19 protein-coding genes are annotated in these 24,236 nt (G+C 36.0%); 11 read left to right on the plus strand and 8 right to left on the minus strand.

The window, feature by feature from the left end; translation table 11 throughout:
* Positions 1-2: 2 nt before the first annotated feature.
* On the minus strand, positions 3-671 hold the full coding sequence (gene pnuC, locus ATE47_RS05300) for a nicotinamide riboside transporter PnuC (protein ID WP_062160980.1): 669 nt from the start codon (positions 669-671) through the stop codon (positions 3-5).
* Positions 672-836: 165 nt separating this feature from the next.
* Here pnuC and ATE47_RS05305 point away from each other — a divergent pair, with 165 nt between their 5' ends.
* The 4 genes from ATE47_RS05305 to ATE47_RS05320 all read left to right on the plus strand — a co-directional run bounded on the left by ATE47_RS05305 (position 837) and on the right by ATE47_RS05320 (position 6,194).
* Positions 837-2,366, plus strand: a complete 1,530-nt coding sequence (locus ATE47_RS05305; RefSeq protein ID WP_062160981.1) for an APC family permease — start codon at positions 837-839, stop codon at positions 2,364-2,366.
* A gap of 60 nt (positions 2,367-2,426) precedes the next feature.
* The gene (locus tag ATE47_RS05310) at positions 2,427-3,440 is read left to right on the plus strand and encodes a hypothetical protein (RefSeq protein WP_062160982.1); all 1,014 of its coding nucleotides are present in this window, start codon (positions 2,427-2,429) and stop codon (positions 3,438-3,440) included.
* Positions 3,441-3,623: 183 nt separating this feature from the next.
* On the plus strand, positions 3,624-4,982 hold the full coding sequence (gene hemN / locus ATE47_RS05315) for an oxygen-independent coproporphyrinogen III oxidase (RefSeq protein ID WP_062160983.1): 1,359 nt from the start codon (positions 3,624-3,626) through the stop codon (positions 4,980-4,982).
* Between the two features lie 141 nt (positions 4,983-5,123).
* Entirely contained in the window at positions 5,124-6,194 is a 1,071-nt protein-coding gene (locus ATE47_RS05320; protein ID WP_150114788.1) for a hypothetical protein, read from the plus strand.
* Between the two features lie 24 nt (positions 6,195-6,218).
* On the opposite strand, the gene ATE47_RS05325 is transcribed toward ATE47_RS05320, so the two are convergent.
* Complete coding sequence (locus tag ATE47_RS05325; RefSeq protein ID WP_062160985.1) at positions 6,219-7,580, minus strand: PQQ-dependent sugar dehydrogenase; 1,362 nt, start codon at positions 7,578-7,580, stop codon at positions 6,219-6,221.
* A gap of 215 nt (positions 7,581-7,795) precedes the next feature.
* On the opposite strand from ATE47_RS05325, the gene ATE47_RS05330 reads away from it, so the two are divergent.
* The 5 genes from ATE47_RS05330 to ATE47_RS05350 all read left to right on the plus strand — a co-directional run bounded on the left by ATE47_RS05330 (position 7,796) and on the right by ATE47_RS05350 (position 14,324).
* On the plus strand, positions 7,796-10,705 hold the full coding sequence (locus tag ATE47_RS05330) for a protein translocase subunit SecDF (protein ID WP_062160986.1): 2,910 nt from the start codon (positions 7,796-7,798) through the stop codon (positions 10,703-10,705).
* A 159-nt stretch (positions 10,706-10,864) separates the two neighbouring features.
* Positions 10,865-12,100, plus strand: a complete 1,236-nt coding sequence (locus ATE47_RS05335) for a TCR/Tet family MFS transporter (protein WP_062160987.1) — start codon at positions 10,865-10,867, stop codon at positions 12,098-12,100.
* A 506-nt stretch (positions 12,101-12,606) separates the two neighbouring features.
* Positions 12,607-12,942 carry a Sec-independent protein translocase subunit TatA/TatB gene (locus ATE47_RS05340; RefSeq protein WP_062160988.1) on the plus strand — a complete coding sequence of 112 codons (336 nt, stop codon included), beginning with the start codon at positions 12,607-12,609 and terminating at the stop codon, positions 12,940-12,942.
* A 3-nt stretch (positions 12,943-12,945) separates the two neighbouring features.
* A complete protein-coding gene (locus ATE47_RS05345) occupies positions 12,946-13,512 on the plus strand; it encodes a phosphatase PAP2 family protein (RefSeq protein ID WP_062160989.1) in 567 nt (188 codons plus the stop codon).
* Positions 13,509-14,324, plus strand: coding sequence for a tetratricopeptide repeat protein (locus ATE47_RS05350; RefSeq protein WP_062160990.1), 816 nt, complete (start codon positions 13,509-13,511; stop codon positions 14,322-14,324). The genes ATE47_RS05345 and ATE47_RS05350 overlap by 4 nt, the downstream gene beginning before the upstream one ends.
* Positions 14,325-14,397: 73 nt before the next feature.
* Here the strand turns inward: ATE47_RS05350 and ATE47_RS05355 are convergent, their stop codons facing one another.
* Positions 14,398-14,871, minus strand: coding sequence for a 23S rRNA (pseudouridine(1915)-N(3))-methyltransferase RlmH (locus ATE47_RS05355; RefSeq protein ID WP_062160991.1), 474 nt, complete (start codon positions 14,869-14,871; stop codon positions 14,398-14,400).
* Between the two features lie 190 nt (positions 14,872-15,061).
* Here ATE47_RS05355 and ATE47_RS05360 point away from each other — a divergent pair, with 190 nt between their 5' ends.
* Positions 15,062-16,078, plus strand: a complete 1,017-nt coding sequence (locus ATE47_RS05360) for a YihY/virulence factor BrkB family protein (protein WP_062160992.1) — start codon at positions 15,062-15,064, stop codon at positions 16,076-16,078.
* Here the strand turns inward: ATE47_RS05360 and nhaA are convergent.
* From nhaA to ATE47_RS05375, 3 genes are all read right to left on the minus strand, one after another.
* Positions 16,075-17,253, minus strand: coding sequence for a Na+/H+ antiporter NhaA (gene nhaA, locus ATE47_RS05365; RefSeq protein WP_062160993.1), 1,179 nt, complete (start codon positions 17,251-17,253; stop codon positions 16,075-16,077). The genes ATE47_RS05360 and nhaA overlap by 4 nt on opposite strands.
* A 9-nt stretch (positions 17,254-17,262) precedes the next feature.
* The gene (locus ATE47_RS05370) at positions 17,263-19,464 is read right to left on the minus strand and encodes a RelA/SpoT family protein (RefSeq protein ID WP_062160994.1); all 2,202 of its coding nucleotides are present in this window, start codon (positions 19,462-19,464) and stop codon (positions 17,263-17,265) included.
* Between the two features lie 116 nt (positions 19,465-19,580).
* The gene (locus ATE47_RS05375) at positions 19,581-19,949 is read right to left on the minus strand and encodes a hypothetical protein (RefSeq protein ID WP_062160995.1); all 369 of its coding nucleotides are present in this window, start codon (positions 19,947-19,949) and stop codon (positions 19,581-19,583) included.
* Between the two features lie 209 nt (positions 19,950-20,158).
* Between ATE47_RS05375 and ATE47_RS05380 the strand changes: the two genes are divergently transcribed.
* Positions 20,159-21,415 carry a T9SS type A sorting domain-containing protein gene (locus ATE47_RS05380; RefSeq protein ID WP_062163458.1) on the plus strand — a complete coding sequence of 419 codons (1,257 nt, stop codon included), beginning with the start codon at positions 20,159-20,161 and terminating at the stop codon, positions 21,413-21,415.
* Positions 21,416-21,461: 46 nt separating this feature from the next.
* Here the strand turns inward: ATE47_RS05380 and acs are convergent, their stop codons facing one another.
* Together acs and ATE47_RS05390 are read right to left on the minus strand one after the other, a co-directional pair.
* Positions 21,462-23,372: an acetate--CoA ligase gene (gene acs, locus ATE47_RS05385; RefSeq protein ID WP_062160996.1), complete on the minus strand. Its 1,911-nt coding sequence runs from the start codon at positions 23,370-23,372 to the stop codon at positions 21,462-21,464.
* A gap of 202 nt (positions 23,373-23,574) precedes the next feature.
* Entirely contained in the window at positions 23,575-24,036 is a 462-nt protein-coding gene (locus ATE47_RS05390) for an Lrp/AsnC family transcriptional regulator (RefSeq protein ID WP_062160997.1), read from the minus strand.
* Positions 24,037-24,236: the final 200 nt, after the last annotated feature.

Raw genomic sequence — 24,236 nt, forward strand, 5'->3', positions numbered from 1 at the left:
TTTTATAAACTTTTTTTCTTTAAACTTTTTTTCCAGTTAAGGTATCCGAGGATAGCCATTATTGTAAATACCAAATATTGCACCGAAGTGATTCCAAGCCCCTTATAAATCATCATAGGCATACAAATAAAATCTCCGATGATCCAAAAAATCCAGTTCTCAATGCGCCTTTTCGCCATAAACCACATCCCGACTAAAAATATTGAAGTAGTGATTACGTCCAGCCAATTTCCCCAATCGAGGTGATAAAGACCTAAATTTGCGCCTTTCATTGAAAACTGATTGTCAATATAAGGTTTATAATAATATATTACAGTTACTAAGATTAAACTTATTGCAAAAAGTAAAATCCCATACCCCCATTCTTTTTTAGAAGCCCATGAAACATCGACATGAATGTGGTCTTCAGAGCTCTTTGCCCATAAGATCCATCCGTAAACACTCATTACGGTGTAGTAAACATTGATCATGCAGTCTCCCAGCAACCCGAAATTGTAAAGAATGTAAACATAAATTAAGGTAGAAACAATTCCTGTAGGATAGAGCCAGATATTTTTTTTAATGGAAAAATAAACACTCAGTACACCGAAGACAGCCGCGAAGGATTCCAGGAAAATCTGAAGCGAAGTGTAGCTTTCGTAGGGCTTTACGAAGAGATCGTATAAATTCATGTGATCAAAAATAAACAAAAAATAAACACCAAAAAAATGATTTAAATATTATGAAAATCAGAAAATTAAGTTTTTATATTTAAAATTAATGTTGAAATTCTGTCAATAAACGTTAATGTTTGTAAAATTTTTATATTTTCGTAAATCTTTAATAAATAATAAAATATGTCTAAAATTTGGGTTAAAAAACCAATGAGCGCCTATGAAGCTGATATCAAAAAAAGCCAGCTGAAACGCGTTTTAGGAAAATGGAGCCTTACTGCTATTGGGATTGGAGCAATTATTGGCGGAGGAATCTTTGTACTTACAGGAACGGGAGCTTATTATAATGCAGGACCTGCGTTGGCTCTTTCTTTTGTAATTGCCGGGATTGCCTGTGTTTTTGCTGCTTTATGCTATGCTGAGTTTGCTTCTATTCTTCCTGTTGAAGGTTCTGCGTATGCCTATGCGTACGGAACTGTAGGAGAAATTTTTGCCTGGATCATCGGCTGGGGGCTGATTCTGGAGTATGCAATGGGATCGATGACGGTCGCCGTTTCCTGGTCCGGATATTTCAGTAAGCTTCTCAAAATGTTTGGCTTGCACCTTCCGGATTATCTCACGATGGATCCTCAAACCTATATTGCAGCAGGAAACTCTGGTTTTTCAATGAATTTGCCGGCATTTTGTATTGTTTTATTTGTAATTTCAATTTTATTGAGAGGAACTAAGGGTGCTGCAAAAGCAAATAACTTCATTGTTGTACTTAAAGTTTCTGCGATTATCTTTGTAATCATTGCAGGAGCATTTTTTATTAACCCTGAAAACTGGACGCCTTTCATTCCGGAAGCAACAGTAATTACTGAAAATGGTGTCTCACACAATGCTTACGGTTTAGGTGGAGTTGTCGCAGGTGCTTCCGCAATTTTCTTTGCTTATGTAGGATTCGACGCAGTTTCCACACAGGCGGGAGAGGCGATTAATCCTAAAAAAGATGTACCATTTGCAATCATTGCTTCATTGGTAATCTGTACACTTTTATATATTTTGGTATCTCTTGTTTTAACAGGGATGATGCATTATACAGACTTCAATCCACTTGGAAAATATCCTGATGCAATCAAGGCTCCGGTAGCTTATGCGTTCGATATCGCAGGTCAGGCCTGGGCTGGTTATATCATTACGATTGCTGCAACGGTTGGTTTGATTTCTGTATTGATGGTAATGATCATGGGACAATCAAGAATTTTCTTGGGAATGTCTAAAGACGGATTGATTCCTGCTACTTTCTCAAAAGTAAATGCTGAAACAGGAGTTCCTACAAAAAACCTTCTTATTTTAGGAGTGGTAATTTCTATTATTGCCTCTTTAACGCCAATTAATGATCTTGCTCACATGACGAGCTTCGGGACGTTATTTGCGTTCACAATGGTTTGTGTGGCGGTTTGGGTATTAAGAGTAAAAGAACCTCAATTGCAGAGAAACTTCAAAGTTCCTGCATTGCCTTTGATTGCTTGTTGTGGTATTTTGATCAATATTTACCTGATTATCAACCTGAGCAAAGAAGCTCAGATGTATTCTCTAGCTTGGCTGGCAATCGGTTTTGTGATCTACTTCCTGTACAGTAAAAAACATTCTAAAATTCAGAATGGAGGATACGGTGAAACTTTCAAAGCAGAACAAGAGCCTTTGGAAAAACCCGACTTAGATTTATAATTTTAAATAAATATCAAATAAAATCCACAGAATTCTGTGGATTTTTTATTTTTGTTAATTATGAAAAAGATTTTACCATTTTTACTTTCATTCTTAGGAATATTTTCATTTTCTCAGCAAATAGAAAGTTTTGAAACCATATTTAGTGATAAAATAAGCATCCGTGCTTTAGAGATCTACGATCATAAAGTCTGGTACAGCGGAACCGATTCCAAGTTTGGCTTTGTTGATTTAAATGATTTTAAAAATCAGAAACAGATTAAATTATCTGAGAAAAATCTTCAATTCAGAACATTGGCGCAGGATAAAAATTCTTTTTATGCTATTAATATTGAAAGTCCGGGTCAGTTTTTTAAGATTGACAAGAAAAGCTTAAAATCAGAAATTATATTTACAGATACAGTGAAAACGGCTTTTTATGACGCGCTTCATTTTGTGAATGATAAGCTTGCCTTTACTTTCAGTGATGCAGATAAAGATAACAAATTAAAGCTGGCTGTATTCAAAAAAGGGGAATGGGGTCCATTTAAAAACAATATTAAATTAAATGAAGGGGAAGCCGCTTTTGCAGCAAGTAATACCAATATTGCTTCATCAAAAAATTATCTTTGGATTGCAACAGGAGGAAAGGTTTCTCGGATTTTAAGATTAAACCTTAAAAACGATACATTTGAGATATTTAATACTCCTTTTGTTCAGGGGGATTCTTCGCAGGGTATGTATTCTATTGATTTTGATGATGATACATTTGGTATTGCGGTTGGCGGAGATTATACCAAACAAGAAGCCAATATCAACAATATTGCAACCACAAATGACGCTGGAGAATCTTGGCAAATACAGGCTTCCGGTCAAAATGCAGGATATACAACCTGTGTAAAAATTAAACCAAATTCTAAAGGAAAAGAAATAATTTCCGTTGGAGATCAGCATATCAGTTATTCTTCAGATTATGGAAAAACATGGAAGAAAATTTCCGATGAAAAAGGATTTTTCGTTTGCGAATGGATTGATATGAATACCGTAGTTTTTGCAGGAAACAAAAAGATTTCTCTGATGAAATTAAAATTCTAATCATTTTGATAGAAGGTATCTTTCCAAATATTTTTTATTTTAAATTTTTTGACCGTATTTAGACTCATTATAAATTTCAAAAATAAACCCTAATATATTTCATGATTCAAAATCCATAAGATATATTTAATTTTGCATAATAAAACTTCAATTGGAAGTTCATGTTAAAATTTTAAATCTAAAATGAATTCTTTAATAGATAAATATAACATTCCCGGACCTCGTTACACATCTTATCCTACAGTTCCTTATTGGGATGAAAATTCTTTCTCTCCGGAACAATGGACGCAGAGTGTGATCAGGACTTTTAAGGAAACCAATGCAGAAGAGGGAATTTCTATCTATATTCACCTGCCTTTCTGCGAGGCTTTATGTACATTTTGTGCATGTCATAAACGTATTACGAAACAACATAGTGTAGAAATTCCATACCTGGAAAGTGTTTTGAAAGAGTGGAAGCTTTACCTTAAACTTTTTAATGAAAAACCTAAATTAAAAGAATTACATTTAGGTGGAGGAACACCCACTTTTTTCTCACCGGAAAATCTTAAAACACTCTTAACGGGTATTTTTGAAACGGTGGAAATTGCCGAGCATCCGGAATTTTCTTTTGAAGGTCACCCGAACAACACGACAAAATTGCATCTTCAGACTTTGTATGATCTGGGTTTCAGAAGAGTAAGCTTTGGAGTTCAGGATTACGACCCGAAAGTTCAGAAGGCGATCAACAGGATTCAGCCGTTTGAAAAAGTAAAAGAAGTGACGGAATGGGCGAGGGAAATAGGATACAGGGGAATCAGCCATGACTTGGTTTTTGGACTTCCACATCAAAGTTGGGAGGCGATGGAACATACTATCCGCAAAACAATGGAATTGAAACCGGATCGCTTGGCGTTCTATTCTTACGCTCATGTTCCATGGATAAAAGGTGTCGGACAGAGAGGTTTCGACGAAAATGACCTTCCGAGTGGTGAAGAAAAGCGCCGTTTATATGAAGACGGAAAAAAATTACTGGAAAATCTGGGCTATATTGAAGTTGGAATGGATCATTTTGCTTTGGAGCATGATGACCTTTACCAGTCTCTAATTCAGAAAAAACTGCACAGAAATTTCATGGGCTATACTTCCAGTAAAACCCAATTGATGGTAGGTCTGGGAATGTCTGCAATTTCAGATTCATGGTATGCTTTTGCGCAAAATATAAAGACCGTTGAAGAATATCAGCAAATGGTTGAGGAAGGCCAAATTCCTGTAGTAAAGGGCCATATTTTGAATGATGAAGACCTGATTGTAAGAAGGCATATTTTAAATTTGATGTGCCAACTTGAAACGACTTTCGATGTTAATAATTCCTTCCCCGAACTTGAAAATGCATTTGAAATGCTGAAGGAGATGGAAAAAGATGAATTGGTAGAAATTAATGATAATCAAATACATATAACCGAAAAAGGAAGGGCTTTCACAAGAAATGTAGCTATGGTTTTCGATCTCAGGATGATGAGAAATAAACCGGAAACGAGGATTTTCTCAATGACGATCTAGCCTATGAACAGAAAAGTTCTTTTGGTTGTTCTTTATCTTTATGCACTGATTTTTAGTGTATTAAAAACGATAAGGCTTCCTAATGAATGGGCGGAAGCGCATTGGCTGATGGACTATAGATTTGGTTTCGTTAAAAGAGGTTTGGCGGGAGAAATTTTCGGCTGGTTTTTTGAGAAGAATGAATATAATATTTTAGTTATTTCCTCAGGAATATTGTTTTTGTTGTATTTTTTAATATTTAAAATTGCACTAAAAAAAGTATTCAAACAAGAGAATAGTTTTTACAGAATATTATTTCTTCTCATATTTTTTCTCTCACAATATGTAGTGTATTCAGCGCATTTGATTGGTTATCTGGATCATATTGTTTTTTTACTTACGATTTTAGTCATTTACTTAATTAATCAAGAGAAAATCTTTTTGGCATCAGTTATTGCGACAGTATGTATTTTGGCGCATGAGATTTCATTTTTCCTGATGTTGCCGATAAGCTGTTTTGCTTTGATTATTACATCAATTCCAAGTGTAAATTTTTCATTTAGAAATATATTTTCATCAAATATTTTTAAGAAGCTGATTGTCCTCTTATTATTACCTTTTCTAGCCACAGTTTCAGTTTCTTTATATCAGGAAATATGCGGAGAAAATTACTTTTCATTGATATTTAATTATTTAAAACATATTCCTTTTATCTCAGAAAATGTTGCGGATTCTGTTGCTTCGGCTTACACAAAAAGTTTCAGTTATTATTTTAAAGAAGAAAGCGGAAGTTTTTTTCAACGGTTAATGTTATCTAAAGGAACTATTTTTTACGGAATTCCTATACTTTTTTTGCTTTGGATGGCTTTTAAAGAATTTAAATTGAAGCAAAATTATCAGTTATTTTTTTTCTTGATAATAGTTTCATTTTTTCCCCTATTGCTTCACGCTATTGCTTATGATACCTATAGAATCTGGTCCTTTCCTTTTATGATATTATTTTTAGTTTTTTGGATTTTAAGTTCAAAATTTAAAACAGAACATAAAGAATCGAGAAATTTATCAACTTTAGAAATTGTATTTTTTATATTGTGCTTCTTATTAGTTACATTAATTCCAAATATACTGTTTGATAATGAGGTTGAAAGATTTCCTTTAATTGCAAGATCAATAATAATACTGCCTATATTTTTGATTTTATACTTTTTAAAAAAGCCCCAACCGAAAGATTGAGGCTTTAGTGAATGTTGAAAATATTTATTTAATAATCAATTTCTGGCTATAAGATTTTAGATCCCCTGATTTTAAGTTAATAAAATAAACTCCTGCAGGAATTCCCGAAATATTAATACTGTTGTCATTTTCAATTTTTGCAGATTCCAAGACTTTTCTTCCTTCAAAATTGATGATATCGGCGGAAATATTTTTGTCTTTTAAACCTTCAATAAAAACTTTTTTAGAAGCGGGATTCGGATATACTTTTATCTGGGCTAAATTATCATTTTCCTGCGTTCCCAATGTAGTTGTAGTTACCCTGAAAATTTTTCCGTTATTTACAGCCGCAACGAACAGTTCATTCTGATTATTCACGCCGAACGTTGAAAAATTATTTCCTGAAAATGCAGGTGACCAGGTAATTGAATTGTTGGTATTCAAAATTCCGATCTGTGTTGAACAATAATCCGCGAAAATATATTTCCCCTGTAAAGCCGGAAATTGTGTACCTCTGTAAACGTAACCTCCTGTTATTGAACATTTTCCTCCGGAATGATCATACACGGCAACGGGGAAAGTCATGGTGGATTGTGCTGCACATCCAGCAGTATTATAAGTGTTATTTCCTTCATAGCATCTCCATCCGTAATTCACGCCGGCCTGTGTAAGCGGAACCCTGTTGATTTCCTCAAACTGACCCTGCCCAACGTCTGCAATCATCACATTTCCGGAAACGGTGTCAAAATTAAATTTCCACGCATTTCTCAGTCCATACGCCCAGACTTCATCTGCTCCATCTACGCCTACAAAAGGATTTCCGGGAGGAATGTTATATGGTCCGGTAGAATTGATGTCAAGCCTTAATAATTTTCCTAAAAGAGAGTTTTTATTCTGAGCGTTATTATTTGGGTCACCACCACTTCCTCCATCGCCCGTCACCACCCACAGATAGCCATCTGGCGCAAAGTGGATGCTTCCGCCATTGTGATTATCAAACGGTTTTGATTGGGTTATAATAAGCTTTTCAGAATTGGGATCAGCGACGTCCGGATTTGAGCTTCGGGTGTATCTTGCGACCGCAATATTGCCGTCTGTGTCGTTATAATACACAAAAAAATACCCATTTGTCGAGTATTGTGGGTGGAATGCAAGTCCTAAAAGGCCCCTTTCGCCGCCGTAAGTGATTTTCGAGCTGATATTCAGGAAGTTGGTAGGATTGACGGTGCCGTTTGGCTGGACAATCTTAATGATCCCGTTTTGCTGAACGACAAACATTCTGGTGTCATTGGCGTTTACAATTTCGACTGGGGCGGTAAAGCCGGTAGCAAATTCTTCCAAAGTAATGCTTTGAGCATTCACCATAAAGGAAGAAATAATACTTGCAGTAAAAAGTAGTTTTTTCATAATATTTTGATATTTAGTGTATTAAATCTGAATGAAAATTTCATACCAATTAAATTTTGAAAAATTCATTAGAATAGTATCAAAAAATTATTAAATCTTAAATGAAAATAAGAATACCGATATATCTGAAAATAAATGATTTCTGTTGTTAAAAATTCATAAAATACCAGAAAATGATTATATTTGCCGACTTAATTTAACGTAGTTATAACAAAATGCAAGGAAAAGGACTTATTACAATTGTTGCTATTGTACTAGGGTTGATTTGCTTAAACGAGCTATTACCAACTTGGTACGCCAGCAAAATTGAAAAGCAGGCGACTGCTGTTGCAGGAGACAATCCGGAGAAGTATCAGAAAGAAATCGCAAGACTTTCTAAGGATACACTGAATCTTGGATTCACAAAACTTTATTATTCTAAAGCCAAAGACAAGGAAATGAAACTTGGTCTTGACCTGAAAGGGGGGATCAACGTTCTTTTGGAAATCAACCAAAGGGATCTTGTAAATGATTTAACAAATTATTCTACAAACCCGGTCCTTATCGAAGCTTTAAACAAAACTGATGAAGTTCAGAAGAATTCTACAAAATCTTACATCGACAATTTCTTCGATCAGTTTGATGTAATTAACAAAGCAAAAGGTACCAACCTTAAGCTTGCAGATCCGGAACTTTTCGGGAATACAACGCTTACAGAGGTGAAGTACAATACACCTGATGAGCAGGTAAAAAGCATTGTTAAAAGAAAAATCGATGCTTCTGTAGGAACAGCTTTTGAGGTAATCAGAACCAGAATTGACAAAATGGGTGCGGTGCAGCCAAACGTTCAGAGAGTACCTGGAACAGCTAGAATTTCTGTGGAAATGCCTGGTATGAAGGATATCGATAAGGTGAAGAAAATGCTTCAGACTTCCGCAAAACTTCAGTTCTGGGAAGTACAGCAAGTTCCTGAAATGGCGCCTTATTTCCAGACCCTTACATCAATAGTGGCTGCAAAAGGTGATTCCATGGGTGTTGCGAAGACTACAAACTTCATGGGCCTTTTACACCTTGACAAATTAAGAACAAATGGTGTTGCCAACGTAAAACTTTCTGATACTGCTGCTGTGAACAAAATTCTAAACAGCAAAGTAGCTCAGTCTCTACGTCCGGCTAACATTAAATATACCCAATTCATGTGGGGTTACAAACCTGAAGCTACTGATGAAGAAAGCTTGGTATTGTATGCGATCAGAGGGAATATCAACCAAAAAGCTCCTGTAGACGGTGCTGTTGAAACCGCAAGCATCGGATACGATGAGTTAAGCAGAGTAGTGGTAGACATGCAGATGGATTCCAAAGGTGCTAAAGAATGGAAGACTCTAACGGAGAAAAACGTTGGAAAACCGGTTGCTGTAACACTTGATAACAGAGTATACACTGCCCCGAACGTTGTAAATGCAATTCCTAACGGAAGAACTCAGATTTCCGGTAACTTCTCTCAGGAAGAAGCTAAAGAATTGGTAGACGTTTTAGGTGCTGGTAAATTACCGGCAGGTGCAAAAGTGGTTCAGGCTACAGTTGTAGGACCTTCATTAGGACAAGAGTCTATTGATGCGGGGGTAATGTCTTTCGGTATCGCATTCTTATTGATTATCGTTTATATCATTTTCTATTACGGTGGTGCAGGGGTGTACGCTGTAATCGCGATGATTATCAACTTATTCTATATCTTCGGGATTATGGATTCCGTAGATGCTACACTTACGCTTCCTGGTATCGCGGGTATTGTACTTACAATGGCGATGGCGGTCGACACGAACGTAATTATCTATGAAAGAACTAAAGAAGAACTTTTCGCTGGAAAAAGTATTCTTGAAGCATATAAAGACGGTTTCAAACATGCCTTAAGTGCAATTGTGGATGGTCACTTAACGACGTTGTTAACAGCGGGAGTACTTTTCCTTTTCGGAACAGGGCCTATCAAAGGTTTTGCATTGACATTAGGAATCGGTATCTTGATGACATTCTTTACTTCGGTATTGATTTCAAGAGCAATGATCTTCTCCAGATTGAATAAAGGAAAAACCATTTCTGTTTGGACAGGTGCTACGAAAAATCTTTTCAGAAACACATGGATCGATTTTATTGGAAAAAGAAAATATGCTTACATCATTTCTGCTGTTCTTACTATAGTTTCTATCGCATCTATTGCAATCAACGGATTCAAATACGGTATCGACTTTACAGGAGGTAGAAATTATGTGGTAAGATTTGATAAAGCTGTTAATGCTGAAGATATCGAAGGTAAATTGGTTACAATTTTCAAAACTGAAGACGGTAAAAACTCTTCTGTTGAAGCCAAAACTTTTGGTAATGACAGGCAGCTGAAAATTTCTACAGATTACCTTATTGATGATGAATCTTTAAAAGCTGACCAGACTGTTGAGCAGAAATTATATGAAGGATTAAAATCCAGCTTACCTGCAAACATGACGATGAAAGATTTCAAGTCTGCAGATAAAGAGCATGCAGGGATCATTTCTTCTGAAAAAGTAGGACCAACAGTGGCAGATGATATCAAAACTCACGGTATTCTTGCTGTAATTGCGGCTTTAGCGGGTATTTTCATTTATATCTTGGTAAGATTTAGAAAATGGCAGTTCTCACTTGGTGCTGTTGCGGCGTTATTCCACGATGCGGTTATCATTTTGGGAGCGTATTCACTGCTTCACAAATTCATGCCGTTCAATATGGAGATCAATCAGGATTTCGTTGCGGCGATCCTGACGGTATTAGGTTACTCGATCAATGATACGGTAATTATCTTCGACAGAATTAGAGAGTATTTAAGAGAGAAGAAATCATTAACATTGGCAGGATTATTCGATGACTCTATTTCCAGTACATTGGGTAGAACGTTCAACACGTCATTTACTACAATTATGGTAATTTTAGCGATCTTCATTTTCGGTGGAGATAACTTGAGAGGATTCATGTTTGCGATGTTGATCGGTATCGGATTCGGTACTTACTCATCCATCTTTATTGCTTCGGCGATTGCTTATGACTTCCTGAAAACCGGTAAGGAAGAAGAAGTTCATGGTAAAACAACGACGAGCAAAGAAGTACTTGCTTCAAAATAATTTATACTACAATAAATAAGAAAAAGCCTCTCAACACTGAGAGGCTTTTTTTGTAAATAAACATCAGCCTTAATACTAAATATCTAACCTCTAACTTCTAATATCTAATTAATAATTTAGAATCATTATATTTTCTAATTTGATTATTTTTGCACCGTTATGGAAAACTCGAAGAAAAAAGCAGCCATTGGCTTCATATTTATAACCTTACTGATTGACATTACGGGATGGGGAATCATCATTCCTGTGGTTCCGAAACTGATTGAGGAGCTGATTCATGCAGATATAAGTGAAGCCGCAAAATATGGAGGCTGGCTGGGTTTTGCCTATGCCTTTATACAGTTCATCTTTTCCCCTGTAGTAGGAAATTTGAGTGATAAATATGGCAGGAGACCTATTATTTTGATCTCCCTTTTCGGATTTGCGGTGGATTATATTTTCCTGGCATTGGCCCCGACAATCTGGTGGCTGTTTCTGGGAAGAATCATTGCCGGAATTACCGGAGCAAGTATTACTACGGCGAGTGCGTACATTGCAGATATTTCCACAGATGAAGACAGGGCTAAAAATTTTGGTTTAATTGGTGCGGCTTTCGGGCTTGGATTTATCATTGGGCCGGTTTTGGGTGGTGTTTTAGGGCATTACGGAGCCAGAGTTCCGTTCTATGCTGCTGCAGCATTATGTTTGTTGAATTTTCTTTACGGATATTTTATCCTTCCGGAAAGTTTGGATAAAGATAAAAGAAGAGAATTTGATTGGAAAAGAGCAAATCCCATCGGTTCATTTAAGTTTTTAGGGAAGCATCCTGAAATTTCGGGGTTAATAGTTTCTTTAATTTTAATTTATATCGCAGGACACGCTGTTCAGAGCAATTGGAGCTTTTTTACCATGTATAAATTCAACTGGACGGAAAGAATGGTGGGAATTTCCCTTGGTGTAGTTGGTTTACTGGTTGGATTGGTGCAGGGTGGCCTGATCAGGTGGACAACCCCGAGACTGGGCGAACAAAAAAGTATTTATTACGGATTAGCACTTTATGCGATAGGAATGCTCTTGTTTGCATTTGCAACACAGGGTTGGATGATGTTCGCGTTTTTAATTCCGTATTGTTTGGGTGGAATTTGTGGTCCCGCACTTCAGTCGGTGATTACGAAAAGTGTTCCTTCCAATGAGCAAGGGGAGCTACAGGGTGCGCTGACAAGTTTGATGAGTGCCACTTCAATTATCGGACCTCCGATGATGACCAACCTGTTTTACTTTTTTACGCACGATGAAGCGCCTTTCAAATTCTCTGGTGCGCCGTTCTTTTTAGCGTTTATTTTAATGGCTTTGAGTGTGGTTATCACGTATTACGCTTTCCAGAAACAAAGAGATAAAAAGGATATTTTAGAGTAAAATAAAACGGAGATCAGGACGATTCTCCGTTTTTCTTTGGAAATATAATGTTTGAAAGAATATATTGAAAAGCTTAGTGTTTTCAATGGCCGAAAGTTAAGTTAAATCATTTCGATGTGAATTAATTGTATGTTAATTGTTGTTTAAATTAAAGTGAACTTTTTCCTACAAAACGCTTGAAGACAATTTTTCAACTTCGTTTGTCATCCTGAGATCTCAACATTTCAGGATGACAAATGAAGCGGCATTCCTAATGTAAGTAAAGTAAGACTGAAAGTTATCTGGTGGCTGAGGCTCCCGAAGCCACCAATCCTGAAACCCTAGCCCCGATAGAAACGAAAATCCTTTTTTGAAAAAAAAGATTGCAGTGGATAGCGGGAAATAGCTTCAAAAGAAAGGGAAGACGGAGGCGTGAAGTTTATAACTTAGCCGTTCTATTTCTTAAAATTTGTTTAAAATTGATAATTAACATAATACAATTGTATAATCTTTCGTAATTTTACCGAATGGAATTAAGCATTGGAGAAATGGCACTGATTGCTGTTGCGATCGTTGTCTTATTCGGACCGGATAAACTGCCGCAAATTGCACGCGACTTAGGCTCAGGTGTTAGAAAAATGCGTGGTGCTGTGGAAGACATCAAAACTGAAATCATGAAAGAAACAGATAATCCTGTTTCTGAGATAAAACGTGAGATTGAGAAAGTAAAAGATGCAGCCAAGGAATTCAATCCAATGAAAAATATCGAAAACGATATTCTTGCCGCTCCAAAAGACCAAAACGAACTTCCAAAACCAAAGCCTTCCGAAGATGAAACGCATGAAGGGCCTGTAAGCCGATAACCGATGGAGGAGATTATTCAGGAAGATAAAAAGGTTTTTTTGTTTCTCAATAATTTGGGAAATTCATCCTTCGATCAGTTTTGGATGCTGATTTCCAGTACCTGGATCTGGGTACCGCTCTATATTATTTTCTGTTATTTTTTATATAAAAATTATAAACTAAGGGCTTTAGTTTTCATTTTGGTATTCGTTGCCATTGGTGTAACGGTTTCCGATCAGCTGGCGGGTGTTTTCAAGCATGGAATAGAGCGTTTAAGGCCTTGTCACGACCCTACACTGGAGCACCAGATGAGGATTGTAAAGTGCGGTGGACAATACGGATTTTATTCGGCGCACGCTTCCAACACTTTTTTCCTGGCAGCTTATTTAAGTATTTTGTTAAAAAATAAAATTAAATGGTTTCCTTATGCTATATTTGTATGGGCTGTGGTAATTTCCTATAGCCGGATTTATTTAGGAGTGCATTTCCCGATAGATATTTTGGTGGGGGCGTTTGTTGGAACTTTATTGGGAGTGATTTTTAGTGCACTTGCCAAAAAAGTAATCAATAAACAAAAGATAACCACATGAGAAAACATTTATTATTTTTAGCACTAGCTTCATTTTCATTAAATTTTTACGCTCAGGATAAAAAAGCAGCTGAAGAATGCTTCCAAAAAGCAGACTACAAATGCGCCGAGGAACAGTATTCCAAATTGGCCCAAAGCGAAAAAATCCAACAAATACAATCTGAATATTATAATTATCTTGGGACCGCCCAAAGAAGGCTAGGGAAGACTTCCTCAGCTTTCAAATCCTACGAATCTGCTCTAAAGGCTAATCCGATGTCGGCGGCTGTGTATGCTAACTTAGGCTCGATTCATGGACAGAAGGGAAATAAGCAGGCTGCCCTGGACTACCTTAACAAAGGGCTTCAAATAACACCCGAAAATGCAGAAATGTATCTTACCCGTGCTAAGATTTATGAAAACTTAGGAAAAAAAGATCTTGCTGCGAAAGATTTAAATCAAATTTTAAATTTTGCACCCGACAATATTTACGCCAGAACTGGTCTAGCCAATTTGAAAAAGAATAGCGGCGATCTTGAAGGTGCCCTGAAAGATTATAATCAATTGATTGCTGAAAAACCGGAATCTCTTTTGTACAGCGGAAGAGCCGATGTTTATTATAAGTTAAAGAAAAATAAAGAAGCTCTTACAGACGTAAACAAAGCCATTTCTATTGATCCGAAATTTGCCCAGGCTTACGTGAATAAAGCATTAATTTTATTTGAAACGGCAAAAGCTAAAGAAGCCTGTGCAAGCCTTGACAAAGCCGTAAGTTTAGGATATGAAAAGCCTTTGCTGCTTGATTATTATTCTAAATGTGAAGTGAAAAAATAAATTTAAGATATTTAGTTTTTGGGTTTCAGGGGGCGGCGAAGCCGCCGCCCCCTGAAACCCAAAAACTTTAAAACTAATCATTATGATAAGGCTTACCCTGCAAAATCTGATCTGCGCGGTAGAGCTGTTCCACAATAAACAGCCGGATCATTTGGTGTGTGAAGGTCATTTTAGATAACGACATTTTTTCATTGGCCCTATTGTATATTTCTTCTGAAAATCCGTAAGCTCCTCCAATCAGAATATGAATTTTTTTCACCGAAGAATTCATCCAGACGTCAATTTTTTGTGCAAATTCCCGACTGGTAAATTGTTTTCCTTTTTCATCCAGAATTACTGTCAGATCATTTTTATCAATATAGCTTAAAAATAATTTTGCTTCTTCTTTCTTTAAAAGCTCGGGAGAAAGGTTTTTGGCATTCTTTACATCAGGAATTTCAATGATGGTAAAATTCCAGTGTTTTGGGAGGCGCTTAAGATAATAACTGATGAGGGAAGTGATTTCCTTATCGTCCGTTTTCCCGATACAAAGCAAACTGATCTGCATTTTTCTGTTTTAAAATTTTAAATTTCAAAGATATTCATAAATTAAAGAATGTCATAATCTATTGGCTTTTTAAGGTTCGGATTAAAATAAAAAAATCATTACTTTTGTAGAACACCACTATGATAGAAATAAATATTTTGCCTTTTTCGGTAATTTCTAAGAACTTTGATTTAATAGATAATTTAAAGTAATGGGTATAAAACTTCCTAGATTTATCTTGAAGGTTCAAGATTTTTTTGATGATATACATATTCCTGTTTTGGGAATATCGCTTTGGCAGATGTTTCAGATCTATATTTCAGGGATTTTCAAAGGACAAATCGGGAGGAAGGCTGCAGCGATCTCCTGGAGTTTTACCATCAGTTTGTTTCCGTTTCTCCTGTTTTTATTATCTATTTTGCCTTATTTACCGCACTATGACAAGCTTCAGTTTTATATTTTTGAAGTATTGATACACAATGTTTTTCCTGCACATATGGAAACGGATGTGAGGACTTATATTGAAGATAGTATCATTCCCAATATGAAAGGAATCAGTAATTTAACTATTCTTTTAGCGTTGGTTTTTGCTACAAACGGAACATTTTCTTTAATTAATGGATTTAATGAAAATACCGATGAAAAAATGACAGATGTCAAAGAATTTATTCTTTCGTTTTTTATTACCATCGGGTTTATATCAATTGTTTTTTTGACTCTTTTCGGGGTGTATTATTCGGAGGTGGTTGTAAAGTCATTTACTCCGGTTTATGATGTTTCATGGCTGGTAAATAATCTTACAAAAATCATTGGATTTGTTTCATTTCCATTATTCTATTTCATACTTCTTGCCTTATTTTATTGGTTGGGAACGGTGAAAATTACAAGGTTCAGGCAAGCTGTGCCAGGAGCGATTCTGACGACGGCTTTATTTGTGGCCACAACCTATGGTTTTGCGTTGTATGTGAAAAATATTGCCCGGTATAATGTGCTTTACGGGTCCATCGGAAGTATGATTCTGCTGATGGTTTGGGTAAATGTCAATGTGTATCTTCTTCTCTTCGGAAGTGAGCTCAATATGGCCATCCGAAGGGTGAGAATAGAGAAGCTGCTGTCAGATGAACTTAAAAAAGAAGCGTCAAATTACCACTCTCAAAACTCCGAACCTAGCCTTGAGAGTGATGAAGACCACATGAGGAAATTTAACAGTGAAGAAAAAAAAGATTAATTTTCCTCTTCAATTACTTGATTTTTAGAGCTTATATTTAAAAGCATATAACCGAAAACCGCTGCAAGGAAAGAAGCAATTAAAATGGCGAATTTCGCCTCGTCCTGAATTTCAATTTGTCCTTTAAAGGAAAGCAATGCGATGAAAATTGACATTGTAAAACCAATTCCCGCCAGAAATCCTACTCCTAACATTTGTGTCCAGGAGCTGTTTTGAGGTAATGAGCTGATTTTTAATTTAATAGCTAGTAAAGAAAATAAATTAATTCCTATCAGTTTTCCTAAAATAAGCCCACCAATAATTCCTAAGCCTAAAGTACTGGTCAATCCCGACATCATTTCGTTGTTGAAGGTGATATTGGTATTTGTCAAAGCAAAAATCGGCATGATTAAAAAGCTTACCGGGAAATGTAACTTATGTTCAAGTTTTTCCAAAGGCGAAATTTCTACATTGGAAGCATTCGTCGGAATTGAAAATGCTAATAAAACCCCCGCAATCGTAGCATGAATTCCTGAGTGATGAAGGAAATACCATAAAAATAATCCGGGAATGATATAGAAAACTATTTTCGTAACCTTTAAAAAGTTTAATAAAAATAATAAAGCTGTAACTCCAAAAGATAGTAATAAATACATCCAATGAATCTGCTCCGTATAAAATATGGCAATTACCAGAATTGCTCCCAAATCATCAACAATGGCCAGTGCTGCAAGAAAAATTTTAATAGAATTCGGAACCTTCTTTCCAAGCATAGAAACAATCGCTAATGAAAACGCAATATCCGTTGCCATCGGGATTCCCCAGCCACTTCCATATTGCGTATTGGCATTAAAAATTGCATAAATAGTTGCCGGAACAAGCATTCCTCCAATGGCCGCAAAAATAGGAAGGGAAGCATTTTTAAAAGATGAAAGCTCACCTTCTACCATTTCTCTTTTGATTTCAAGCCCTACTAAAAGGAAGAAAATAGCCATTAAACCATCATTGATCCAAATGCTCACCGGATATTCCAGATGGAAAATATTAATCCCGACTTCTTTATCCAAAAATTGCTGAAAACTCTCTGCCGCAGAGGAATTTGCAATTAATAAAGAAATTAAAACACAAAAAATAAGCATAATTCCAGAAGCCTGACTGCTGCTGAAAAACTTTTTAAAATATACAGTTAAATTCATCTTATCTGATTATAATCGTCTTACTCTTGAAATCCCGTTAATATCGTTAAGCTTTTTAAACGTTTGCTCCAATTGGCTTTTATTTTTTACCTCAAGATTGATAGTTCCGGTAAAAATTCCATCATTTGACTCTATTGACATACTTTTCATATCCATTCCCATTGCACCACTGATTACGGTTGTGATATCGTTGATCATTCCCATTCTGTCGAGTCCTTCAATTTCGATTTTCACCCTGTTTTTAAAACTTTCTGCATTTACCCATTTTGCAGGAATCACCCTGTAGTCGTATTGCGCACGCAGATTGATTGCATTCGGGCAATTGTCACTGTGCACCTTAATTCCGTCCGAAATGGTAATGAAACCGAAAATTTTGTCGCCGGGAATTACAGTACAACATTTTGCATAGCTATAATTGAGTTTTTCTTCGTCTTTCCCGAAAACAATCATGTCAAGATTCTGCTCTTTCGGCTCTACATAAGCTGTATTTTTTGTCGGCGATTTTCTGAACCTCGAAAGTAGATTATTAAAGACGTTTTTACTTTCAATATATTTTCTTAAGCTACTGGCATCCAGTTCGTTACTTTGAAATTTTAAGAATAACTCCTGTGAACTTTTCAGATTAAAGAATTTCTGAAGTTTATTTACTTCATCATCATTAAAGTTAATTTTTGCATGACGAAGCTTTCTCTGAAGTATCTCTTTTCCTTCTTCTACCAGCTGATTTTTTTGTGAGTTTAAATAACTCTTAATCTTAGACTTAGCCTTTGATGTAACTACAAATTCCAGCCAGTCGGATTTTGGTTTTTGGTTTTGTGAAGATAAAATATCTATCTGGTCACCGTTTTGAAGGACATAAGAAATAGGTACTAATTTCCCGTTGATTTTTGCACCTAAACACTTCATTCCCAGATCAGAGTGAACGGCAAAAGCAAAGTCAAGCGCCGTTGCATTGGTAGGTAGAATTTTAATTTCGCCTTTCGGGGTAAATACAAAAACTTCTTTCGAATATAAATTAAGTTTAATATTATCTAGCAGTTCAGAGGTAGTAAGGTTTTGCTGTTCAAGAACTTCACGGATTTCTGTTACCCAATTTTCAAAATTCCGGTCGTCGGAGCTTTGTTTGTAGCCTTCTTTATATTTATAATGAGCTGCAACACCTTTTTCCGCGATTTCATCCATTCTTTCGGAACGGATCTGTACTTCGATCCATTTTTTGTCAGGCCCGAGAACAGTTAAATGCAAGCTTTCATAACCTGTCGAACGTGGCTGAGTAATCCAATCCCGCATTCTGGAAGGATTACTGTGATAGACGTCCGTTACAATAGAATAAATTTTCCACGCCAGGAACTTTTCATTTTTGGCATCGGATTTATAAATAATCCTAATGGCATAATTATCAAATACTTCCTCGAATGAAACACCTTGTTTCAACATTTTCCTGTAAATGGAAGAAATTGCTTTTGCGCGGCCTTTGATTTTAAAGTTTAACCCTTCATCATCCAATCTTTCCGAAACTTCTTTTTTAAACTCTTCAATATATCGTTCACGGCTTTCTTTGGCCAGTTCTAATTTTTCTGTGATTTCACTGAAAACTTCGGGATTGTTGTACTTTAAAGAAAGGTCCTCCAATTCGGATTTAATATTGTATAATCCAAGTCGGTGCGCCATCGGAGCGTAGATGTATACCGTTTCAGAGGCGATTTTTTTCTGCTTATCCGGGGCCATGCTTTCCAGAGTTCGCATGTTGTGGAGACGGTCTGCAATTTTAATTAAGATAACTCTAAAGTCCTCAGAAAGAGTAAGTAATAGTTTTCTGTAATTTTCAGACTGTACAGAAATATTCTGGTGATTCATGATGGAGATCTTTGTCAGTCCATTCACGATATTGGCTATTTTTTCACCAAAAATTTTCTTTAAATCTTCGTAAGTATAATCCGAATCTTCAATTACATCATGCAAAAGGGCACAGGCGATAGAAGAAGCGCCCAAACCGATTTCCGTCGCTACAATTTTGGCAACAGCAATAGGATGGTAAATGTAGGGTTCACCAGATTTTCTCCTTTGATCTTTGTGTGCGTCTAATGCAATATCGAATGCTTTCCTGATGAGCTTGTTATTCTCTTCATTTAAGGTCCGGTATGTATTAGAAATCAGATCTTTATATCTTGCAAGTATTTCTTTGTTCTCCTGTTCTAAGTCGTAACTCATTTGTGTAAAAGGCTATATTCACACGAAAATACGAAAATTTTTACACTTTTCAAAGGACAAAAAAATCCGCAGAATGTTCTACGGATTTTCGGTTATCAGTTTTTATTACAATTGTTTTAAAATTTTACTTCAGCAGATTCCATTCCGTTACTGGAACCTTTTATCCTCACGTCGGGGCTGTTATGGATTTCAGCTTTACATCTGGCATCGATATAGCTTTTTAGATTTTGATAATGAGCCTGTTCAATACTCATATTTTCAAATAAAAATGTTTTTAAAACAGAATTTTGGTTAAAAATATTCTTCGCATTATCAGCCTGGTCATTATCTCCTACCGATACACTTGCCAGATACTGGGCATTATGTTGTCCGTTATCGAGATATACAATGTAATCTGAATTTTGAAAACCGGAACCTTCAAGGTCGGCTTCTAGCTTTTTGTAATCGCTGTGATGTGCAAATAATCCAGCTAATATATTTGACATAAGCTATAGTTTTAAATTGTACTTAAAGATAACAATAAATTACGATATTTTTAATAAATTTTTAATAAAATTGAATATTTATTATTTTATCTATAATTAATTGTTAAATTTTATGAGAATGTCTATTGAACGCGTGTTTAATAAATTGTTTTTAAAAAACTATTGTGTACTTGTTTGAAATAATTCAAATTTGTGCTTAAAATTAAATGATGAAAAAAATTATACTGGCTTTTTCTCTTTTTACGTCACTTTTACAGGCTCAATATACATGGACTGCCTTTCCATATCCACCAGCAAACGGTGCAGGAAGATACGATGATGTGTTTTTTCTTAACGATAATGTTGGGTGGGCTGCAAAAGGAGGGAACGGAGCTGTTTTTAAAACAACAAACGGCGGCGGTACATGGACTCAGCAGGTAGTAAGTCCTGCGACCAACCAATATTACAGGAATATAGAATTTCTTAATGAAAATATTGGATTTCTGGGAACGCTAAACAATAATTTTTATAAAACAGTAGACGGTGGAAATTCCTGGCAAAGAGTGAATAATATTTCACCTTATCCGGAAGCGATCTGTGGCTTGGATTGTGTCGGGACTTCAACGGTTTATGGGTGTGGAGCATGGTTTTATCCAGCTTATATTATTAAATCTACCGATAGTGGGAACACTTGGCAGTATATTGATATGTCTGCTTATGCAAATGCTTTGGTTGAAATTACTTTTATTAATGAAAATATAGGTTTTGCTGCAGGAAATGATGATAATGGCGCCGTAATATTAAAAACTTTTGACGGTGGAATGAATTGGACGAAAATCTACAACAGCAATATCCAAAACGAATATGTGTGGAAAATGCAGCTTTTAGACAACAATAAAATTTTCTGCTCCATTGAATCTGAAGCGCCAAATACAGGAAAATTGCTGAAATCTTTGGATGGAGGTTTTACCTGGGAAACGAAAACTTTTCCGGATGTATATGTTCAGGCTGTTGGTTTCACTTCTGCAACCCACGGTTGGATGGGTGGCCACAATACAGGATTTTACGAAACTTTTGACGGTGGAAATACCTGGATGAATACTGGGGTTGGAGGTTCTTTAAACAGAATTTTTATTATTAATAATGATTTGGCATACGCGGCTGGAACCAATGTGTATAAATTGACAACAGGAAGTTTAGGAACGCAGGAAATTGTCAATGAAAAACAGGAAAGAAAGTTAAAAATAGAAGTTGTTCCGAATCCTGTAAAGGATAAATTAAACCTCAATGTTTACTTTACACATTCTGATCATATTATTATCGGTTTGTATGATGTCTCAGGAAAATTCATTAAAAATATCCTGAAAGATGATATCAATAAGGAAGGATTAAAAAAGTATTCTTTAGACTTTAATTATCCAAAAGGGAATTATCTTCTGGATGTACATTCCAATTTAGGCAGACAATCTATTAAAATTATTAAATAAAAAATAAAAAGCGCAGAAAATCTCTGCGCTTTCTTATTTGTCAGGTTTATTCTATTCTCTCATTTTTGATTTCTTCAACGATTTCAGGATTCAATAAAGTGGAAATATCCCCGAAATTACTAAAATCACCTTCTGCAATTTTCCTCAGAATTCTACGCATGATTTTCCCGGAACGAGTCTTCGGAAGCCCAGAAACAAACTGGATTTTATCCAACTTCGCAATCGGGCCAATCTGATCTGAAATCAATTGATTAATCTCTTTTTTAAGATTTTCTTTTTGGCGGCTCTCACCACTTTCTTTTAAAATTACAAAGCCATAGAGAGCATTTCCTTTAATGTCATGAGGATATCCCACAATCGCGGATTCCGCTACAGCAGGGTGCTCATTGATGCTGTCTTCAATAGGGGCTGTTCCCAAATTGTGCCCTGAAACAATAATCACATCATCTACGCGGCCTGTAATTCTGTAATACCCAACTTCATCCCTCAAAGCACCGTCCCCCGTGAAATATTTCCCTGGGAAAGCTGTAAAATAGGTTTCTTTATACCGCTGATGATCGCCCCAGATCGTTCTCGCAATTCCCGGCCATGGAAAACGGATGCAGAGATTTCCTGTTACCTGATTTCCAGAGATTTCATTGCGTTTATCATCCATTAAAACAGGTTGGATTCCTGGTAAAGGCAGGGTGGCATAGGTCGGTTTTGTCGGGGTTACGAATGGAAGCGGCGAAATCATAATTCCTCCCGTCTCCGTTTGCCACCAGGTATCGACAATAGGGCATTTTTTTCTTCCTACATGGTCGTTGAACCAATGCCATGCTTCTTCATTTATTGGTTCCCCTACAGATCCGATAACTTTTAATGAGCTTAAATCATGTTTGTCAACCCACTCAGCGTTTTCTTTTGCCAGTGAACGAATTGCCGTGGGAGCAGTATAGAATTGTGTAATTTTGTGTTTTTCAATGACTTGCCAGAATCTGTTCGGTTCGGGATACGTTGGAATACCTTCAAAAATAACGGTTGTTGCGCCATTCAAAAGCGGGCCGTAGAGAATATAGGAATGTCCTGTAATCCAGCCAATATCGGCAGTACACCAGTAAATATCGTTTTCTTTATAATTAAAAACATTTTTAAAAGTATAGGCTGTGTAGACCATATAACCGGCAGAAGTGTGAAGCATTCCTTTTGGCTTACCTGTTGATCCTGAGGTGTATAAAATGAAAAGCGGATCTTCCGCATCCATAATTACAGTAACGAAATCCTGGGATGCTTTTTCATATAAATCTGCCATCCAGAAATCTCTGCCTTCTTTCATTTTTATTTCGTTGTTGGTTCTTTTTACAACCAAAACGGACTCCACACTCGGCGTTTTTTCGAGAGCTTCATCAATAATGCTCTTCAGATCCAACACTTTGTTTCCCCTATAGCTTCCATCGGATGTGATCACCATTTTTGCACCGCAGTCATTCACTCTTGAGGCCACTGCAGAAGCGGAAAATCCGGCAAAAATAACGGAATGAACAGCGCCTAATTTTGCACAAGCCAACATTGTAATTGCCAGTTCGGGGATCATGGGAAGGTAAATGCAGACCCTGTCGCCTTTTTCAATGCCCATCTCACGTAAAATATTGGCTGTTTTATTGACTCTTGTGTACAATTCGTTGTAAGAAATATGATGTGCCTCTTCTTTGGGATCATTCGGTTCCCAGATGATGGCAGTTTTGTCGCCCCGTACGGAAAGGTGCCTGTCCAGGCAGTTTTTGGTGATATTTAATTTTGCATTTTTAAACCAGGTGATTTTGGCTTCATTCATATCATATTTTACCACTTTGCTCCATCGCTGATACCATACAAAATTTTGATCTGCAATCTTATCCCAGAATTTTTTAGGATTTTTTATTGATTTTTTATATTCTTCAAAATAGTGCGGCAAATCTTCTATCAGGTAATTTCTCATATTTCTTTACTGTTGAAATTGGTTTTATGATACTAAATTAATATTTAATTTCCGGTTAATCCTTTTATCTGCGCGATTTTTTTGTGCTTAAACTTGATTTTTTATTCTGAAATTAAATGTAAAATTTCCAGACGCAATTAGAATGCATCAAAACGATTGTAAAAGTGTGACTTAATCTCTTAACTATTAATGTTTTGAATTATTAAGTTAAATCAATTTTAAACTTAGTGGATTTTTTCACTTCATGCAGCACGATAGAACTATGGTATTGCCCGATATTAGGAATGTTTGAGATCACGTTCACGGCAAATTCATTATAAGAATTAATATCTTTTGCAATGATTTTCAACATATAATCATATACCCCGGAAAGGCTGATGATTTCCTGGACTTCATCATATTTTCCGATGTTTTTTTCGAAGGCTTCAAGGACTTTCTGGGATTGTTCTTTCAGGCGAATATTACAATAAACGACAATATTTAAGCCTAATTTTTCACGATTTAAAAGACCGACATATTTCTCAATAATCCCATTTTTCTCCAATTGTTTGATGCGTTCATAGGTTGGAGTAAAGGTAAGACCTATCTTTTCTGAAATTTCTTTCACCGATAAAGTAGAGTCTTCCTGAATGATACTGAGAATCATTTTATCTTTTAAATCCATATAAAAAGTGAAGTTTGATTAAACAAAAATAGTATTTAAAAATGAAAGTAAATAAGATTAAGGTTTTAAATTATTTGAAATTTGATTTTGTCAGTTTGTGAAATTGTTGTATCTTTGCACCTAATGAATAACACAGTATTTATATCATTAGAATTACCGGGCGTAAGCGCCCTTTACGATATTTATTTATTTTAAGCGAA

This window comes from Chryseobacterium sp. IHB B 17019 (genome assembly GCF_001456155.1).
Classification (GTDB): domain Bacteria; phylum Bacteroidota; class Bacteroidia; order Flavobacteriales; family Weeksellaceae; genus Chryseobacterium.

Coding starts and splice junctions, on each gene's coding strand:
- ATE47_RS05325 (WP_062160985.1), bottom strand. CDS start 7,580: ATGAAAAAACTACTTTTTACTGCAAGTATTATTTCTTCCTTTATGGTG.
- ATE47_RS05350 (WP_062160990.1), top strand. CDS start 13,509: ATGAGAAAACATTTATTATTTTTAGCACTAGCTTCATTTTCATTAAAT.
- pnuC (WP_062160980.1), bottom strand. CDS start 671: ATGAATTTATACGATCTCTTCGTAAAGCCCTACGAAAGCTACACTTCG.
- ATE47_RS05330 (WP_062160986.1), top strand. CDS start 7,796: ATGCAAGGAAAAGGACTTATTACAATTGTTGCTATTGTACTAGGGTTG.
- ATE47_RS05305 (WP_062160981.1), top strand. CDS start 837: ATGTCTAAAATTTGGGTTAAAAAACCAATGAGCGCCTATGAAGCTGAT.
- acs (WP_062160996.1), bottom strand. CDS start 23,372: ATGAGAAATTACCTGATAGAAGATTTGCCGCACTATTTTGAAGAATAT.
- ATE47_RS05390 (WP_062160997.1), bottom strand. CDS start 24,036: ATGGATTTAAAAGATAAAATGATTCTCAGTATCATTCAGGAAGACTCT.
- ATE47_RS05345 (WP_062160989.1), top strand. CDS start 12,946: ATGGAGGAGATTATTCAGGAAGATAAAAAGGTTTTTTTGTTTCTCAAT.
- ATE47_RS05375 (WP_062160995.1), bottom strand. CDS start 19,949: ATGTCAAATATATTAGCTGGATTATTTGCACATCACAGCGATTACAAA.
- ATE47_RS05310 (WP_062160982.1), top strand. CDS start 2,427: ATGAAAAAGATTTTACCATTTTTACTTTCATTCTTAGGAATATTTTCA.
- ATE47_RS05380 (WP_062163458.1), top strand. CDS start 20,159: ATGAAAAAAATTATACTGGCTTTTTCTCTTTTTACGTCACTTTTACAG.
- ATE47_RS05335 (WP_062160987.1), top strand. CDS start 10,865: ATGGAAAACTCGAAGAAAAAAGCAGCCATTGGCTTCATATTTATAACC.
- ATE47_RS05370 (WP_062160994.1), bottom strand. CDS start 19,464: ATGAGTTACGACTTAGAACAGGAGAACAAAGAAATACTTGCAAGATAT.
- ATE47_RS05360 (WP_062160992.1), top strand. CDS start 15,062: ATGGGTATAAAACTTCCTAGATTTATCTTGAAGGTTCAAGATTTTTTT.
- hemN (WP_062160983.1), top strand. CDS start 3,624: ATGAATTCTTTAATAGATAAATATAACATTCCCGGACCTCGTTACACA.
- nhaA (WP_062160993.1), bottom strand. CDS start 17,253: ATGAATTTAACTGTATATTTTAAAAAGTTTTTCAGCAGCAGTCAGGCT.
- ATE47_RS05355 (WP_062160991.1), bottom strand. CDS start 14,871: ATGCAGATCAGTTTGCTTTGTATCGGGAAAACGGACGATAAGGAAATC.
- ATE47_RS05340 (WP_062160988.1), top strand. CDS start 12,607: ATGGAATTAAGCATTGGAGAAATGGCACTGATTGCTGTTGCGATCGTT.